16 protein-coding genes and 1 other annotated feature are annotated in these 16,794 nt (G+C 39.5%); of the genes, 15 read left to right on the top strand and 1 reads right to left on the bottom strand.

From position 1 onward, the window contains the following. Window positions 1–9 precede the first annotated feature (9 nt). From LQE94_RS08075 to fucO, 5 genes are all read left to right on the top strand, one after another. Entirely contained in the window at window positions 10–270 is a 261-nt protein-coding gene (locus LQE94_RS08075) for a hypothetical protein (protein WP_022074856.1), read from the top strand. Window positions 271–451: 181 nt separating this feature from the next. Next, entirely contained in the window at window positions 452–685 is a 234-nt protein-coding gene (locus tag LQE94_RS08080; RefSeq protein WP_240577406.1) for an HPr family phosphocarrier protein, read from the top strand. A 56-nt stretch (window positions 686–741) separates the two neighbouring features. Further along, on the top strand, window positions 742–1,305 hold the full coding sequence (locus LQE94_RS08085; RefSeq protein ID WP_240577407.1) for a tRNA (mnm(5)s(2)U34)-methyltransferase: 564 nt from the start codon (window positions 742–744) through the stop codon (window positions 1,303–1,305). A gap of 128 nt (window positions 1,306–1,433) precedes the next feature. Further along, window positions 1,434–1,973: a TetR/AcrR family transcriptional regulator C-terminal domain-containing protein gene (locus LQE94_RS08090; protein WP_240577437.1), complete on the top strand. Its 540-nt coding sequence runs from the start codon at window positions 1,434–1,436 to the stop codon at window positions 1,971–1,973. A gap of 144 nt (window positions 1,974–2,117) precedes the next feature. Then, window positions 2,118–3,263 (top strand): lactaldehyde reductase, encoded by a 1,146-nt coding sequence (gene fucO, locus LQE94_RS08095; protein ID WP_117990208.1) that lies wholly within the window; start codon window positions 2,118–2,120, stop codon window positions 3,261–3,263. A 43-nt stretch (window positions 3,264–3,306) separates the two neighbouring features. On the opposite strand, the gene LQE94_RS08100 is transcribed toward fucO, so the two are convergent. Beyond that, window positions 3,307–3,933 (bottom strand): TetR/AcrR family transcriptional regulator, encoded by a 627-nt coding sequence (locus tag LQE94_RS08100; RefSeq protein ID WP_022074851.1) that lies wholly within the window; start codon window positions 3,931–3,933, stop codon window positions 3,307–3,309. A 214-nt stretch (window positions 3,934–4,147) separates the two neighbouring features. Between LQE94_RS08100 and LQE94_RS08105 the strand changes: the two genes are divergently transcribed. From LQE94_RS08105 to rpoB, 10 genes are all read left to right on the top strand, one after another. Beyond that, window positions 4,148–6,211: an efflux RND transporter permease subunit gene (locus LQE94_RS08105; RefSeq protein WP_240577408.1), complete on the top strand. Its 2,064-nt coding sequence runs from the start codon at window positions 4,148–4,150 to the stop codon at window positions 6,209–6,211. Between the two features lie 39 nt (window positions 6,212–6,250). Then, the gene (locus tag LQE94_RS08110; protein WP_240577409.1) at window positions 6,251–8,806 is read left to right on the top strand and encodes a hypothetical protein; all 2,556 of its coding nucleotides are present in this window, start codon (window positions 6,251–6,253) and stop codon (window positions 8,804–8,806) included. A 162-nt stretch (window positions 8,807–8,968) separates the two neighbouring features. Beyond that, window positions 8,969–9,118, top strand: coding sequence for a 50S ribosomal protein L33 (gene rpmG, locus LQE94_RS08115; RefSeq protein ID WP_004842370.1), 150 nt, complete (start codon window positions 8,969–8,971; stop codon window positions 9,116–9,118). A 22-nt stretch (window positions 9,119–9,140) separates the two neighbouring features. After that, window positions 9,141–9,341, top strand: coding sequence for a preprotein translocase subunit SecE (gene secE, locus LQE94_RS08120; RefSeq protein ID WP_022074848.1), 201 nt, complete (start codon window positions 9,141–9,143; stop codon window positions 9,339–9,341). A gap of 25 nt (window positions 9,342–9,366) precedes the next feature. After that, window positions 9,367–9,885 (top strand): transcription termination/antitermination protein NusG, encoded by a 519-nt coding sequence (gene nusG / locus LQE94_RS08125; protein WP_022074847.1) that lies wholly within the window; start codon window positions 9,367–9,369, stop codon window positions 9,883–9,885. Window positions 9,886–9,936: 51 nt separating this feature from the next. Then, complete coding sequence (gene rplK / locus LQE94_RS08130; protein WP_022074846.1) at window positions 9,937–10,362, top strand: 50S ribosomal protein L11; 426 nt, start codon at window positions 9,937–9,939, stop codon at window positions 10,360–10,362. A 152-nt stretch (window positions 10,363–10,514) separates the two neighbouring features. After that, on the top strand, window positions 10,515–11,207 hold the full coding sequence (rplA, locus tag LQE94_RS08135) for a 50S ribosomal protein L1 (protein WP_022074845.1): 693 nt from the start codon (window positions 10,515–10,517) through the stop codon (window positions 11,205–11,207). Between the two features lie 194 nt (window positions 11,208–11,401). Continuing rightward, window positions 11,402–11,543 (top strand) — a sequence feature (ribosomal protein L10 leader region). A 49-nt stretch (window positions 11,544–11,592) separates the two neighbouring features. Next, a complete protein-coding gene (gene rplJ, locus LQE94_RS08140) occupies window positions 11,593–12,129 on the top strand; it encodes a 50S ribosomal protein L10 (RefSeq protein WP_022074844.1) in 537 nt (178 codons plus the stop codon). 104 nt (window positions 12,130–12,233) lie between these two features. After that, window positions 12,234–12,608: a 50S ribosomal protein L7/L12 gene (gene rplL / locus LQE94_RS08145; protein WP_117990215.1), complete on the top strand. Its 375-nt coding sequence runs from the start codon at window positions 12,234–12,236 to the stop codon at window positions 12,606–12,608. Between the two features lie 304 nt (window positions 12,609–12,912). Continuing rightward, a complete protein-coding gene (rpoB, locus tag LQE94_RS08150) occupies window positions 12,913–16,782 on the top strand; it encodes a DNA-directed RNA polymerase subunit beta (RefSeq protein WP_240577410.1) in 3,870 nt (1,289 codons plus the stop codon). Window positions 16,783–16,794 lie beyond the last annotated feature (12 nt).

Genomic DNA, 16,794 nt, shown 5'->3' on the forward strand with positions numbered 1-16,794 from the left:
GAAGAGAAGATGAATGAATTATATGAAGCGATTGAGAAAAAAATAAAAGATGCAGGATATCCGAGAAAAATTTCCGGGGCAGATGTATACAACGATATTTGCGACCAGATTGACGGAAAGGAAAACGGAACTTACATTTTGTTATCAAAATTTGAGGATGATGTTGTATTTGAATATCATATTACAATTCAGGATGAGGATTTTAACCTTGGTATTCTGACGATGAAGACTCCGGAAGGTGTGTTCGAAGCAGATTTTGATGCTGAATAAGAAACTGGTGACAGCAGAAAAGACTATTGAATACTTTATCTAGGACAAAAAAAGACTATTAATACTTGGTTTAGGATAAAAAAAGAGCAGAATTTGCATGAAAATAGACAAAATATGTATTGACGATAAAATTGTTTTGAGGTATGATTAGGCAGATTTTACGGAAAGGCAGGAAAAAAAGATGGCTGATACAGTTCAGAGAAAAATCGCATTTGAAAATGCAGATGCAGCAGTAGAATTTGTTAATAGAGTACAACAAATTCCTTTTGATGTAGATTTAAAGGCAAGAAATATGAGAATTGATGCAAAGTCTTTACTTGGCGTACTTTCTATTTGCGAAGAGAAGAATATTGAAGTAGAAGCTTTTGGAACGAGTGATGAGTTTATCGAACTGCTTGCTGAGTATACAGCATAGTTTAGAAGAAGCTTATAAATTATGTGGTAAGTGCTATATAGACGAGGAGAAATAAAATGAATCCATCACAGATTACAGATTGGTGTCATCAGATTATACGGTCTGTGGCAAAGAAAGACGGATTATATATTGATGCGACTATGGGCAAGGGACACGACACAAAGCTTTTATGCGAACTTGCAGGAGAACAAGGAAGTGTGCTTGCATTTGATATCCAGTCGGAAGCAGTGCATGCAACAGAAAACTTGTTGCAGAAAGCGGGGCTGCAAGACAGAGCAAAATTGCTTTTGACAGGGCATGAACACATGGATGAATATGTGCAGACAGAATCTGCCGATGTAATTTGCTTTAATTTTGGATATCTTCCGGGGGGAGATCATGCTATTGCAACAAAGACACAGACTAGTTTAGAAGCAATTGAAAAAGGACTTACCTTGTTGAAACATGGTGGTATGATGAGTCTGTGTATTTACAGTGGCGGTGATACAGGGTTTGAAGAGAAGGATGCGATTCTTCGATATATAAAAGAACTCAATCCCAAAGAATATACAGTAATTGTAAATGAATATTACAATAGGGAGAATAATCCCCCAATCCCGGCATTTATTTTTAAACGTTAAAAGGTTGGATTTCACTGTGATTGCGGTGGAATTCAACCTTTTATTCTGTATTTCACGGGGAAGATATGGTATAGTATGGATAAATCAAAAGAAAGGTATGGCAAAGAGTGGGAGATAAGCAGGAGAAAATGAAATACCGGCTTGCAGAAGCGATGAAAACTTGTATGAGAACCATGCCGGTAGAGAAGATTACAGTTAAAGAAATAGTTCAGGAATGTGGGACAACACGACAGACATTTTATCGCTATTTTCTGGATAAATATGATTTGATAAACTGGTATTTTGACAAGATTCTTTTGGAATCCTTTGAGCATATGGGAGAGGGAACAACTGTCTATGAAGGTTTGTGTAAGAAGTTTCAGTATATTGAAGAAGAAAAGTTATTTTTTAAGGCAGCATTTCGTAATGACCAGCAGAATTGTTTAAGAGAACATGATTTCCAATTGATACTTGCTTTTTATACAAGGCAGATTGAAGAGAAGACGAAAGAACCGATTTCAGAAAATCTACGTTTTTTGTTGGAGATGTATTGTCAGGGGTCTATTTATATGACTGTTCAGTGGGTGCTGGGTGAGAGAAAAAGCACACCACAAGAGATGGCTAAGGCACTTGTATCGGCGATGCCGTCAGAGTTGTATGATGTGATGAAACAATTAAATCTTGTGTAAAATGAATGAAAAATAAGAAAAAAGTCAACCTGACATGTGAAAATGTGACAGATTGACTTTTTTGTAACTTTTTATTTGGAGAAGATATTGTTAAAATAAAGACATAAGAAAACAAAACGGCAAAACAGAAAGGGAGAAGAAAAAATGGCAAACAGAATTATGTTGAATGAAACATCTTATCATGGAGCAGGTGCAATTGGGGAAATTGCAACAGAGGCAAAAGCAAGAGCTTACAAAAAAGCATTTGTATGTTCTGATCCGGATTTGATTAAATTTGAAGTAACAACAAAAGTAACAAAAGTGCTGGAAGATGCAGGACTTGAGTATGAAATTTATTCTGATATCAAAGCCAACCCAACAATCGAAAATGTACAGCATGGAGTAGAAGCATTTAAGAAAGCAGGAGCTGATTACATTGTTGCTATTGGTGGCGGTTCTTCTATGGATACAGCAAAAGCAATCGGTATCATCATTGCAAACCCTGAATTTGAAGATGTTAGAAGCCTGGAAGGTGTTGCACCTACAAAGAAACCTTGTGTACCAATTATCGCAGTTCCAACAACAGCAGGAACAGCAGCAGAGGTAACGATCAACTATGTTATTACAGATGTAGAAAAGAAAAGAAAATTTGTATGTGTTGACCCACACGATATGCCAATCATCGCAGTTGTAGACCCAGACATGATGTCTTCTATGCCAAAGGGACTGACAGCCTCTACAGGTATGGATGCATTGACACATGCAATTGAAGGATACACAACAAAAGCAGCATGGGAAATGACAGATATGTTCCATCTGAAAGCAATTGAAATCATTTCAAGATCACTTAGAAGTGCAGTAAATAACGAAAAAGAGGGACGTGAAGGTATGGCTCTCGGACAGTATATTGCAGGAATGGGATTCTCAAACGTAGGACTTGGAATCGCACATTCTATGGCTCATACACTTGGTGCTGTATATGATACACCACATGGTGTTGCATGTGCAATGATGCTTCCAATCGTTATGGAATACAATGCAGATTGCACTGGCGAGAAATACAAAGAAATCGCAAGAGCAATGGGTGTAAAGGGTGTAGATGATATGTCTGTAGAAGAGTACCGCAAAGCAGCAGTAGATGCTGTACAGAAGCTTTCTGTAGATGTTGGTATCCCTACAAAACTTGAAGCACTCAAAGAAGAGGATCTTCAGTTCCTGGCAGAGTCTGCTCATGCAGATGCTTGTGCACCGGGTAATCCAAAAGATGCAAGCGTAGAAGATCTGAAAGATTTGTTTAGAAAGTTAATGTAAGAAAAAGAAACGGCAGAGCAGTGCATGTTCTGTCGTTTCTTTTTTACTGGCTGTATTCATTTTTGTTGAAATAAGATAATAAAATATGATGAATCGAACGATGCAGGTACGGCATATACTCTTCTATAGGAAGAGGCTGTTCGTATAAGATACAGCTATAGCAGGTGGAACCTACAAGCTCTAGTATTGTAAAAAGTAATAATTCGGCTTCCAAATCTGTGATGGAACTTTCTTGAACTAATTCACGATAATAAGAATAGAATTCACGTGATTCTTCAGATTCATCAGCAACTTGTTGTTCAAAGGCAACACGGAAAATTCCCCAAGATAAATTTTTGGAAATAAATTGCAATAATTTTGGGTTCGCAGCCAGTTTTTCTATAATGAAATCAACAACAAAAAATAATTGGTTCTCAAAACCTTCGATCGATTGTTGCAGAAGAGCATGGTGTGCTTCTGCAAAAAGCTGACCGGTTTTATGTGCGATTAAAATGTCTCGCAAGTCGTATTTATCTTTGAAATACAAATAAAATGTGCCTTTTGCAAGACCGGCTTTAGAAGAAATATCGGAGATTGTCGTCTTGGCAAACCCCTTATCTGTGAATAATTCAAATGCAGTCTGCAAAAGTGCATTTTTCTTTTCTTTCTTATTTAAGTCTACCTTACTCATATTCCTCACTCCTGTAATACATTCTTGAACAATACCGATATCATGCGATAAAGTTCAACAAGATATTATCTATTGTGTAACAAAAACGAAAAAAAATCAATATGAAAATGACCAATATTCATTTTCGGCTACAAATTTGCAAATGTGAATATTGACCAATGGTCATTTAAGAATATAATAAGTTTAGAAATGAAAAAGATTGGGAGATGAAAACATGATTAAGGTGGGTAAAAAAATTGTGAAATACAGAATCACAATTTTAATTATCGGAATTTTATTATTAATTCCATCAGTTCTGGGGTATTTAAAGACCAGGGTAAATTATGATATTCTTTATTATCTGCCGGGGAATATTGACACGATGAAAGGTCAGGACATTTTAATCGATGAATTTCAAAAAGGCGCATTCGCAATGGAAATCGTAGATGGCATGACGACGAAAGAAGCGGTAGACGTCAAACAGAAAATTGAGCAGGTAGACGGAGTAGCAGATGTAATCTGGTATGACTCTATTGCAGATTTATCAATGCCGATCAGTGAATTGCCTGATAACCTAAAAGATGTATTTTATAAAGATGATGCGACACTAATGGCAATCTTCTTTGATGATACAACTTCTGCAGACAGTACAATGGACGCAATCAAAGAAATTCGAAGTGTTACAAATGAACAGTGCTATTTAAGCGGTATGTCAGCAGTTGTAACAGATATTAAGAACCTGTCTGAAAAAGAGATGCCGATTTATGTACTGATTGCAGTTGTGTTAAGCTGTATCGTACTTTCAATATTTACAGATTGTTGGGTTTTACCGATATTCTTTATGCTTAGTATCGGTATGGCGATTATTTATAATATGGGAAGCAACTACTTCCTCGGACAGATTTCTTATATTACAAAGGCGTTAAGTGCAGTATTGCAGCTTGGAGTTACAATGGATTATTCCATTTTCCTGTGGCATAGTTATCAGGAAAATAAGCAGCGTTTTGATGGCGACAAAGAGCGTGCGATGGCACATGCAATATCCAATACATTTACATCGGTAATCGGAAGCTCTATCACAACGGTGGCAGGTTTCATTGCATTGTGTTTCATGAGCTTTACACTTGGACGCGACTTGGGTATCGTTATGGCGAAGGGCGTCGTATTTGGAGTAATCAGTTGTGTTACAATCCTGCCATCACTTTTGCTTGTATTTGACAAAGCAATTGAAAAGACAACACATCGTTCCATTATACCGCCGATGGAGAAACCTGCAAAATGGATTACAAAACATTTTAAAGTATTCGTGGTAGTATTCCTTGTTGTATTAGTTCCGGCATTGATCGGATATACAAAGACAGATGTATATTACAATTTGGATTCTACACTTCCGAAATATCTTGCCAGCATCAAGGCAAATGATAAACTGGCAGATACATTTGACATGAATGCAACAGACATGGTACTTGTTAAATCTGATATGTCAGCAAAAGATGCGAAAGCAATGCTGAAAGAAATTAAAAAAGTAAAAGGTGTGAAATTCGCACTTGGATTGGACGATTTGCTTGGTTCATCTATTCCAAGAGATGTCATCCCGTCAGAATTGACAGAGACATTGAAACAAGAAAACTGGCAGCTGATGCTTGTTCAGTCAGAATATAAAGTAGCGTCAGACGAGGTCAATGAACAATGCACAACAATCAACGATATTGTGAAAAAATATGACGATACAGGAATGCTCATTGGTGAAGCTCCTTGTACAAAAGATCTTATTACAATTACAGATAAAGATTTCAAGGTAGTAAGTGCGGTTTCAATCGTAGCGATCTTTATCATTATTGCGTTTGTATTTAAATCTATTTCATTACCTGTTATACTGGTATCAGTAATTGAATTTGCGATTTTTATTAACCTGGGAATTCCATATTATACCCATACAACGTTGCCGTTTATTGCATCTATCGTAATCGGAACAATTCAGTTGGGAGCAACTGTCGATTATGCGATTTTGATGACGACACGTTACTGGAAAGAGCGAAGCAAAGGACGAGAAAAGAAAGAAGCAGTACGAATTGCATTAGGATCATCGATTAGTTCGGTCATTGTATCTGCATTGGGATTCTTCGCCGCAACATTCGGAGTTGGATTATATTCAGATATTGATATGATTTCTTCTCTGTGTACATTGATGTCACGTGGAGCATTGATCAGTATGTTTGTTGTAATATTTATCCTTCCGTCTATGTTGATGGTATTCGATAAAGTGATTTATAAGACAACGAAGAAAATGAAAGTATGATGATGCTGGCTAAACAGGAACATAAGGAGGTTCATTAAAATGAAAAATAGAGAGTTCAGAACGTTGATCGCGGCAGTGATGCTGACAACTTTAGTGGCAGGAAGTGTTGGAACAACACCTGCATATGTATTTGCAGCAGAGGGAAATGCGAAAGTATCGACAGAACAAAAAGATGCAAAAACAGAAAAATCAGATAAAGAAGAGTCTTCGAAAAATACAGAATCAACTAGTGCGAAACCGACAAAGAATGAGACTGTATATGCTAAAATTGACGGAAATGGAGCTGTTACAGAGGTTACAGTTTCAGATCAGCTGAAGAATATTTCAGATGTATCAAGTCTGCAGGATGTTTCGGAATTGAGTGATATTGAAAATGTAAAGGGAGACGAAACATTTACAACAAGTGGAAAGAATCTGACATGGAATACAGAAGGGTCTGATATTTGTTATCAGGGTAAGACAGATAAGGCTCTTCCGGTCGGAGTGAAGATCAGTTATAAGTTAGATGGAAAAGACATATCAGCCAGTGACCTGGAAGGTAAGAGCGGTCACCTGGTTATCCGATATACTTATGAAAATACAAGCGAAAAAACAAACAATGGAACAAAAGTTCCATTTATGATGGCATCGGGATTACTGATGGATACAGATATGGTTTCGAATGTCGTAGTAAAGAATGGAAAAATCATTTCTGATGGAGACAGAGATATGGTTATCGGATATGGTTTCCCAGGTATGACAAAGATTCTCGGAACTACGGATCTTGATATTCCGGACTACTTTGAAGTAGAGATGGATGTTACAGATTATGAAGCAATTGAAGGAATTACCGTTGCTACAAACAGTTTGTTTAATGACCTTGGCGATAAAGAAAATGATTCGAAATTAGATGACTTGGAAGGTCTTCAGGATTCTATGAATGAACTTCAGGATGCAGCAAATCAGCTGGTAGATGGAACAGGACAGCTAAAGGACGGTCTTGATACATTACTTGCATCATCAGGAACCCTGACAGATGGTATCGGACAGCTTGCGACAGGAAGCAAGACATTGGCAGATGGAAATGGAAAGCTGGCACTTGGAACATCCGCATTGCTTGATGGGGCAAACACTCTGGCAAAAGGTAATGCTACATTGGCAGGCGGGCTTGAGCAGATAAATAATGGCGCTAAAGATGCGTCGGATGGAGCAACAGCTCTTTCGACAGGACTGGATGGAGCAGCTACCGGTGTGGGAGAGTTAAAAGGCAAAGTAGACGACATGGTAACCGGTGTGAATGCGTTGGCAGATGGAGCAAGAACATTAAATACAAATCTTATGAATGCATCAGCAAGCTCGAAGGAATTGGATGCAGGAGTACAGCAGGTTGCTACAGGTGCAGCAAAGTTACATGCAGGCTTAGATGCATTGAACACAAAATTGAATCCGTCAAGTACAGGGGCAGTTGCAGAATCAGCACAGAATGTCGAAAGTGAGGCGGCAAGTCTTCAGAATCAGGCAGCCGGACTGCAGGGAACAGCAGCAGAATTACAGAATGGTGCAGCAAATCTTCAGGCACAGGCAGCTACAGCAGCCTCAGAGACAACAGCGCAGGCACAACAGGCACAGAGTCAGCTGGCGGCAGCACAACAGGCAGCGCAGACAATTTTGAATTCCGGAGTGGAATTAGATGAAGGTACAGCAGCCCAGCTTCAGGCATTAGCAAATGCATATATAGATACAACAGCGTTGGAGTCGGCAGCAGTACAAATGACAACATATGCAGACACAGCACAGGCATATGCAGACAGCACAAGTACAGCAGCAAATACAGCAACAAATACAGCAAATGAAGCAGCTAATGTGGCAACACAGGCAAATAATGTAAATCAGGCAGTTCAGAATACAAGTCAGGCAGAACTTGCAGGAACGGTAGCGGCATTGAATGAGGCCGCAGCACAGGTGGATGCAGGATTAAATGGAGAAAAGGGCATTAAAAATGGTACGAGTGCTCTGAGTGCAGGATTAGGTCAGTTAAGTACAGGTGCAACACAGTTGGATATGGGACTGAATGGAAATGCGGCAGCTGGAATAACAGGACTGAAAGATGGAGTAACATTATTACAGAGTGCTGTATATGGAGAAGAGGGGCTTGCAGCAGGCCTGGCAAATGCATCTACAGGTGCAAAAGCTTTGGCTAAAGGAAATGCTGATTTGTATGCAGGAACTACAGCGTTGAGTACAGGAGCAAAATCGGCATCACAAGGAGCAGCAACACTTGCAGCCGGAGTGAAAGACCTTAATGCAGGGACAAAATCAGCATCAGAAGGAGCAGCAACACTTGCAACAGGTATCGGAACATTGCAGAGTGGTTCAACAGCACTGATAGATGGTGTAAAACAGTTAGACGATGGAGCAAATCAATTGAATAGCGGTATGATCCAGTTTAATGAAGGGGGTATTAAAAAACTTGTCAGTGCATTTGATGGAGATTTGAGTGCTGTTCTCGATAAAGCAAATGGTCTGATTGACACATCGAAAGCATACAAGAGCTTCACAGGTATTTCAGATGGAATGGATGGAGAAGTGAAATTTGTATTTGTAACAAACAAATAAGAAATAGAAAAGAATAATAAGGAAAAAGACTTGACTTCCATAGGTCAGATATGGTATAGTTTTCTGGCGAATGGAAGTAGGTCTTTTTTTTATGCCTAAAACTTGATGGCTTCGCAACCATCAGAAACTAAGAATTAAAAAATAAAAAGCGAGGTGGAAGTTGTGCGCACAAGAATTACATTGGAATGTACAGAATGCAAGAACCGCAATTACAACATGACAAAGGATAAGAAAACTCATCCAGACCGCATGGAAACAAAGAAGTATTGTAAGTTCTGTAAATCACACACACTGCACAAAGAAACGAAATAGTCGTTGAGAGGGAGTGGACATCATGAGTGAGAAGTCAGGAAAACCTCAGAAGAAGAGCTGGTTTAAAGGTCTTAAGGCAGAGTTCCGTAAGATTATCTGGCCAGACAAGGATGCACTTGTAAAACAGACAACGGCAGTAGTTGCAGTTTCTGTATTCTTAGGAGCAATCATAACAGTGATTGATTCTCTTTTGAAATATGGAATCGACTGGCTTGTACGCTAGGCAGCTACAGCAGAAAGGTGATTTTATGTCAGAAGCAAAATGGTATGTAGTTCATACTTATTCAGGTTATGAAAACAAAGTAAAAGCGAACATTGATAAGACGGTCGAGAATCGTCAGCTTGAAGATCAGATTCTGGAAGTAAGAGTTCCTATGGAGGAAGTTGTTGAACTGAAGAATGGTGTTCAGAAAGTAAGTCAGAGAAAGCTGTTTCCTGGATATGTCATGATTCATATGATTATGAATGATGACACCTGGTATGTTGTTCGTAATACAAGAGGTGTGACAGGATTTGTTGGCCCTGGCTCCAAACCGGTTCCATTAGATGAGACAGAGATGGAACATTGGGGAATCGGACAGACAGAAGTCAAATGTGATTACGAAATCGGAGATATGATAACTGTCTTAAGTGGTGCCTGGGAAGGAACAGCAGGTGTTGTTAATACAATTAATGAACAAAAACAGAGCCTGACGATCAATGTTGAGTTGTTTGGCCGCGAAACTCCGGTTGAACTTAACTTTTCAGAAATTAAAAAGATGGATTAAAACCGTGGGAGGGATGCCTAATCCCGTGAATACCACAAGGAGGTAATTAAAATGGCAAAAAAAGTAGAAGGATATATTAAATTACAGATTCCAGCTGGTAAAGCAACTCCAGCACCACCGGTTGGTCCTGCATTGGGACAGCACGGTGTTAACATCGTTGAATTTACAAAACAGTTCAACGCTAGAACAGCAGATCAGGGAGATCTGATCATTCCTGTTGTTATCACAGTTTACAATGACAGAAGCTTCAGCTTCGTTACAAAGACTCCACCGGCAGCAGTTTTGATTAAGAAAGCTTGTAACATCAAATCTGGTTCAGGCGTTCCAAACAAAACTAAAGTTGCTACAATTACAAAAGCTCAGGTAGAAGAAATCGCTCAGACAAAATTACCTGACTTAAATGCAGCATCTCTTGAGTCAGCTATCAGCATGATCGCTGGAACATGCCGTTCTATGGGTGTAGTAGTAGAGGACTAATATTTATTAAATAAAGTATTATAATCGGTTCCGGATTGAAAGTTTCCTGCGGTGTCTAAGCAGGTGGCAAGTAGATAGCGGAAATTGTAACAGAGTTGAATATCGTGGGAGGGGTACGATCCCGCCAATACCACAAGGAGGTTATTATAGAAATGAAACACGGAAAGAAATATATCGAAGCTGCAAAACAGATCGAAAGAGGAAACCTGTACGAAAAAACAGAAGCTATCGCTCTTGTAAAGAAAGCAGCAGTTGCAAAATTTGATGAAACAATCGAAGCTCATATCAGAACTGGATGTGATGGACGTCACGCTGATCAGCAGATTCGTGGAGCAGTAGTTCTGCCACACGGAACTGGTAAAACAGTTCGTATCCTTGTATTCGCTAAGGATGCAAAAGCTGAGGAAGCTAAAGCTGCAGGAGCAGATTTCGTTGGAGGAGACGAACTGATTCCAAAGATCCAGAACGAAGGATGGCTTGATTTTGACGTAGTTGTTGCTACACCAGATATGATGGGTGTTGTTGGACGTCTTGGACGTGTACTTGGACCAAAAGGTCTTATGCCAAACCCAAAAGCTGGAACAGTTACTATGGACGTAACAAAAGCTATCAACGATATCAAAGCTGGTAAGATTGAGTACAGATTGGACAAAACAAACATTATCCATGTACCGATTGGTAAAGCTTCATTCACTGAAGAACAGTTAGCGGACAACTTCCAGACGCTTATCGATGCAATTATTAAAGTAAAACCTGCAGCAGTTAAAGGTCAGTACCTTAAGAGCGTAACACTGACATCTACAATGGGACCTGGAGTAAAACTTAACCCATTGAAACTTGCTTAATTCGAGTTTTATAGATTGCTTATAAAAGGAGCTTGTTAAAAGTTCGTGAATAATAAAAACCGGAGATATGACACCTGAGTGGTGTGATATCTCCGGTTTTTTATTTATAATTTGTCATCTCTTGCGTAATAATCAAAATACCAAAAATAAAAAAATAAAAAAACACTTGACATCTTGCTAAAGTAATGCTAATCTAATATAGCAATTGACTGCCGAAGACAGCAGGTGCTGTAAAGCGTAAGTGTGATGACGCCTGCCGAGGAAGACAAGATTTCGAATGAAGATGAAATTTGTAAACCTCTGTGTCTTTGGGCATGGAGGTTTTTATTTGCTTAAAGCAACCTTCTAGCAGTCATACAAATCTAATAAGGAGGTGCACCGGAACGTGGCAAAAGTTGAATTAAAACAACCAATCGTAGCAGCTATCGCTGAAGACATTAAAGACGCTCAGTCAATCGTACTTGTTGACTACCGTGGACTTACAGTAGCACAGGATACAGAGCTTCGTAAACAGCTTAGAGAAGCAGGTGTTATTTACAAAGTATGTAAAAACACTATGATGAAGAGAGCGTTTGAAGGAACAGAGTTTGCAGGTCTGGATGAATTTTTGGAAGGACCAAGCGCAATCGCTATTTCTAAAGATGACGCAACAGCTCCAGCAAGAATTATCTGTAACTTCGCTAAAGAAGCAGAGAAGCTTGAACTGAAAGCAGGTGTAGTTGAAGGAACAGTATATGATGTTGCAGGATTAACAGAACTTGCAAAGATCCCTTCAAGAGAAGTACTTCTTTCAAGATTACTTGGAAGTATGCAGTCACCTATTACAAACTTCGCTCGTGTTATCAAACAGATTGCAGAGCAGGATGGTGAAGCTGAAACAGCTACAGAAGCTCCAGCTGAAGAAGCAGCAACAGAGGAGTAAGACATCCAAAACATGGTGGTTTGAGATGAATACACTGTGTATGATATGATTCGGAAGAATGATATTTATAAACCTATAATATGAAAATAATGGAGGATATTAAAATGGCTAAAATGACAACAGCTGAAATGATCGAAGCGATCAAAGAGTTATCAGTATTAGAGTTAAATGAATTAGTAAAAGCATGTGAAGAAGAATTTGGTGTATCTGCAGCAGCAGGTGTTGTAGTTGCAGCAGCAGGAGATGCTGGAGCAGCTGCAGCAGAGAAAGATGAGTTCGACGTAGAACTTGTATCTGCTGGATCAGCAAAAGTTAAAGTTATCAAAGCAGTTCGTGAGATCACAGGTCTTGGACTGAAAGAAGCTAAAGAGCTTGTAGACGGAGCTCCAAAGGTAGTTAAAGAAGCTGTTTCTAAAGCAGAAGCTGAAGATATCAAAGCTAAACTTGAAGCTGAAGGTGCTGAAGTTAACCTTAAATAATTGTTGTTCTTATACAATTAGAGAGTGTTATAGAGCGGCAGCTATGTCCAAGAGGCAATTCCTGGACGTAGCTGCCGCTTTTTGTTTCGCTTATATACCACAAAAACATAAAAATGTCAAGAAAATTTTGAAAAACATGTTGACATTCAAATGGAAGATGTGCTATAGTAGAAAATGCGCTATTGTGGAAAGCTAGGCGTTGTAGATTGTAAAAAACGAAGCCTTGTTTTACCGATAATAGAAAAGTGGAGTATTAACTGGGCAATTGGAGCCCGCAAAAAAATATATGAGGAGTGAAACGTCAATGGAGAAAAACAGAATTCGTCCCATCACAAACGGAAAAAGTTCACGTATGAGCTATTCCAGACAAAAAGAAGTATTAGAGATGCCGAATCTTATCGAAGTTCAGAAGAACTCTTATGAGTGGTTTCTGGAGTCTGGTCTGAAAGAGGTATTTGATGATATTTCACCAATCGCTGATTATAGCGGTCATTTCAGCCTGGAATTTGTTGATTTCAGACTCTGCGAGGATGAAGTGAAGTACACAATTGAAGAGTGTAGAGAACGTGATGCAACATATGCTGCACCTCTGAAAGTAAGAGTAAGACTTTACAACAAAGAGACTGATGAGATCAATGAGCATGAAATTTTCATGGGAGATCTTCCGCTGATGACAAAGACAGGAACATTTGTAATCAATGGTGCTGAGCGTGTTATCGTAAGTCAGCTCGTTCGTTCCCCAGGAATTTATTATGGTATTGCTCATGATAAACTCGGAAAAGAATTATATTCATCTACAGTAATTCCAAACCGTGGAGCATGGCTGGAATATGAGACAGACTCCAATGACGTTTTCTATGTACGTGTTGACCGTACAAGAAAAGTGCCAATCACAGTGTTGATTCGTGCTCTTGGCGTTGGTACAAATGCAGAGATCGTAGAGTTGTTCGGTGAGGAACCTAAGATTCTTGCAAGTTTTGGAAAAGATACTTCTGAGAGTTATCAGGAAGGTCTTTTGGAATTATATAAGAAGATTCGTCCGGGTGAGCCACTTGCAGTAGATAGTGCTGAAAGTTTGATCACAAGCATGTTCTTCGATGCAAGACGTTATGACCTTGCAAAAGTAGGACGTTATAAATTTAATAAGAAACTGGCTCTGAAGAATCGTGTAACAGGACAGGTTCTGGCAGAAGATGTAGTAAGCCAGATCACAGGTGAAGTTGTTGCTGAAAAAGGAACAAAAATTACAAGAGAACTTGCAAAAGAGATTCAGAATGCAGCAGCACCATACATTTGGGTAGAAGGAGAAGATACATCACGTAATATCAAGATTCTTTCTAATATGATGGTTGATCTGCAGGCAGTAGTAGATATCGATCCAGAGGAAGTTGGCGTTACAGAGCAGGTATATTATCCTGTATTGGCAGGACTGATTGAAGAGTCTGCAGGAGATATTGATGAATTAAAAGAATCTATCCGCAGAGATATTCACGATTTGATTCCAAAGCATATTACAAAAGAAGATATCATGGCTTCTATTAACTACAATATGCATCTGGAATATGGTATGGGTAATGATGATGATATCGACCATTTGGGTAACCGTCGTATTCGTGCTGTCGGAGAACTTCTCCAGAATCAGTACAGAATCGGACTTTCACGTTTAGAGAGAGTTGTTCGTGAGCGTATGACAACTCAGGACCAGGATGGCGTATCACCACAGTCACTGATCAACATTAAACCAGTTACAGCAGCTGTTAAAGAATTCTTTGGTTCTTCACAGTTGTCACAGTTCATGGATCAGAACAACCCATTGGGAGAGTTGACACATAAGAGACGTCTGTCTGCGTTAGGACCAGGTGGTTTGTCAAGAGACCGTGCCGGATTCGAGGTACGAGATGTACACTATTCTCATTATGGAAGAATGTGTCCTGTAGAGACACCTGAAGGACCTAACATCGGTCTGATCAACTCACTTGCATGTTATGCAAGAATTAACGAATATGGTTTTGTAGAAGCACCATATCGTAAGATTGATAAAACAGATCCGATGAATCCAATCGTAACAGATGAAGTTGTATATATGACAGCAGATGAAGAAGATAATTACCATGTAGCACAGGCGAATGAGCCTTTGGATGAAGAAGGACATTTCATTCATAAGAATGTATCTGGTCGTTACCGCGAAGAGACACAGGAATATGAGAGAAATAAATTCGATTACATGGATGTATCACCTAAGATGGTATTCTCTGTTGCTACAGCATTGATTCCATTCCTTCAGAATGATGATGCTAACCGTGCCCTGATGGGATCCAACATGCAGCGTCAGGCAGTACCGCTTCTTTCTACAGAAGCACCGGTAGTAGGTACAGGTCTTGAGGTAAAATCTGCAGTTGACTCAGGTGTATGTGTTGTTGCAGACGAAGCTGGTGTTGTAGAGCGTTCAACATCTACAGATATTACAATCCGTCACGATGATGGAAGTAAGAAAACATATAAATTGATCAAGTATCTGAGAAGTAACCAGAGTAACTGTTACAATCAGATTCCAATCGTAGACAAGGGCGAAAGAGTAGAAAAAGGACAGGTTATCGCAGATGGTCCTTCTACATCTAATGGAGAGATGGCTCTTGGTAAAAACCCATTGATCGGATTTATGACATGGGAAGGTTACAACTACGAGGATGCTGTTCTTCTTAGTGAAAGACTGGTACAGGATGATGTATACACATCTGTTCATATCGAAGAGTATGAAGCAGAAGCACGTGATACAAAATTAGGACCAGAAGAAATCACAAGAGACATTCCGGGTGTTGGTGATGATGCACTTAAAGATCTGGATGAAAGAGGTATTATCCGTATTGGTGCTGAGGTTCGTGCAGGGGATATCCTTGTTGGTAAAGTAACTCCTAAGGGAGAGACAGAACTGACAGCAGAAGAGCGTTTGTTAAGAGCAATCTTTGGTGAGAAAGCACGTGAAGTAAGAGATACATCTCTGAAAGTACCTCACGGAGAATATGGAATCATTGTAGATGCGAAAGTATTTACAAGAGAGAACGGAGATGAATTATCTCCGGGAGTTAACCAGTCTGTACGTATCTATATCGCACAGAAGAGAAAGATTTCTGTAGGAGATAAAATGGCTGGTCGTCATGGTAACAAGGGTGTTGTTTCCCGTGTACTTCCTGTAGAAGATATGCCATATCTTCCAAACGGACGTCCACTGGATATCGTATTGAACCCATTGGGTGTACCTTCTCGTATGAATATCGGACAGGTATTGGAGATCCACTTGAGTCTTGCTGCAAAAGCACTTGGATTCAACGTAGCTACACCAGTATTTGATGGTGCAAACGAGAACGATATCATGGATACACTCGACCTGGCAAATGATTATGTAAACTTAGAATGGGATGAGTTCGAGAAGAAGCATGGAGAAGAGTTACTTCCGGAAGTACTGCAGTATCTGTCAGATAACAGAGAACACAGAAAACTTTGGAAAGGTGTACCACTTTCTCGTGACGGAAAAGTTCGTCTGAGAGATGGTCGTACAGGAGAATATTTCGACAGCCCGGTAACAATCGGACACATGCACTACTTGAAACTGCATCACTTGGTTGATGATAAGATCCACGCACGTTCAACTGGTCCTTACTCATTGGTTACACAGCAGCCACTGGGTGGTAAAGCTCAGTTCGGTGGACAGCGTTTTGGAGAGATGGAGGTATGGGCACTGGAAGCTTATGGTGCATCTTATACACTTCAGGAAATCCTGACTGTAAAATCAGATGACGTTGTGGGACGTGTGAAGACATACGAAGCAATTATCAAGGGAGAGAATATCCCTGAACCAGGAGTACCGGAATCATTCAAAGTACTGCTCAAAGAGTTGCAGTCACTTGCTCTGGATGTTCGTGTGCTTCGTGAAACTGGAGAGAATGAATTCGAAGAAGTCAAGATGATGGAATCTGTTGATTACGGTAATACAAACCTGAATGCAATTATCGAAGGTGACAGAAGATATCGTGATGAGGAGTCTTATAAAGATCATGGCTATACAGAACAGGAATTCGTAGACGGAGAACTTGAGAATGTAGAGCAGGAAGAGGAACCAGAAGATTTCGATGAAAACGAAATAATTGATTTCGATGAATTTATGGACGAAGAATAGGAGGAGCCAACT

It is taken from the genome of Mediterraneibacter sp. NSJ-151, from assembly GCF_022487435.1.
In the GTDB taxonomy this organism is placed as follows: domain Bacteria; phylum Bacillota; class Clostridia; order Lachnospirales; family Lachnospiraceae; genus Schaedlerella; species Schaedlerella hominis.

Coding starts and splice junctions, on each gene's coding strand:
- LQE94_RS08075 (WP_022074856.1), top strand. CDS start 10: ATGAATGAATTATATGAAGCGATTGAGAAAAAAATAAAAGATGCAGGA.
- LQE94_RS08080 (WP_240577406.1), top strand. CDS start 452: ATGGCTGATACAGTTCAGAGAAAAATCGCATTTGAAAATGCAGATGCA.
- LQE94_RS08085 (WP_240577407.1), top strand. CDS start 742: ATGAATCCATCACAGATTACAGATTGGTGTCATCAGATTATACGGTCT.
- LQE94_RS08090 (WP_240577437.1), top strand. CDS start 1,434: ATGAAATACCGGCTTGCAGAAGCGATGAAAACTTGTATGAGAACCATG.
- fucO (WP_117990208.1), top strand. CDS start 2,118: ATGGCAAACAGAATTATGTTGAATGAAACATCTTATCATGGAGCAGGT.
- LQE94_RS08100 (WP_022074851.1), bottom strand. CDS start 3,933: ATGAGTAAGGTAGACTTAAATAAGAAAGAAAAGAAAAATGCACTTTTG.
- LQE94_RS08105 (WP_240577408.1), top strand. CDS start 4,148: ATGATTAAGGTGGGTAAAAAAATTGTGAAATACAGAATCACAATTTTA.
- LQE94_RS08110 (WP_240577409.1), top strand. CDS start 6,251: ATGAAAAATAGAGAGTTCAGAACGTTGATCGCGGCAGTGATGCTGACA.
- secE (WP_022074848.1), top strand. CDS start 9,141: ATGAGTGAGAAGTCAGGAAAACCTCAGAAGAAGAGCTGGTTTAAAGGT.
- nusG (WP_022074847.1), top strand. CDS start 9,367: ATGTCAGAAGCAAAATGGTATGTAGTTCATACTTATTCAGGTTATGAA.
- rplK (WP_022074846.1), top strand. CDS start 9,937: ATGGCAAAAAAAGTAGAAGGATATATTAAATTACAGATTCCAGCTGGT.
- rplA (WP_022074845.1), top strand. CDS start 10,515: ATGAAACACGGAAAGAAATATATCGAAGCTGCAAAACAGATCGAAAGA.
- rplL (WP_117990215.1), top strand. CDS start 12,234: ATGGCTAAAATGACAACAGCTGAAATGATCGAAGCGATCAAAGAGTTA.
- rpoB (WP_240577410.1), top strand. CDS start 12,913: ATGGAGAAAAACAGAATTCGTCCCATCACAAACGGAAAAAGTTCACGT.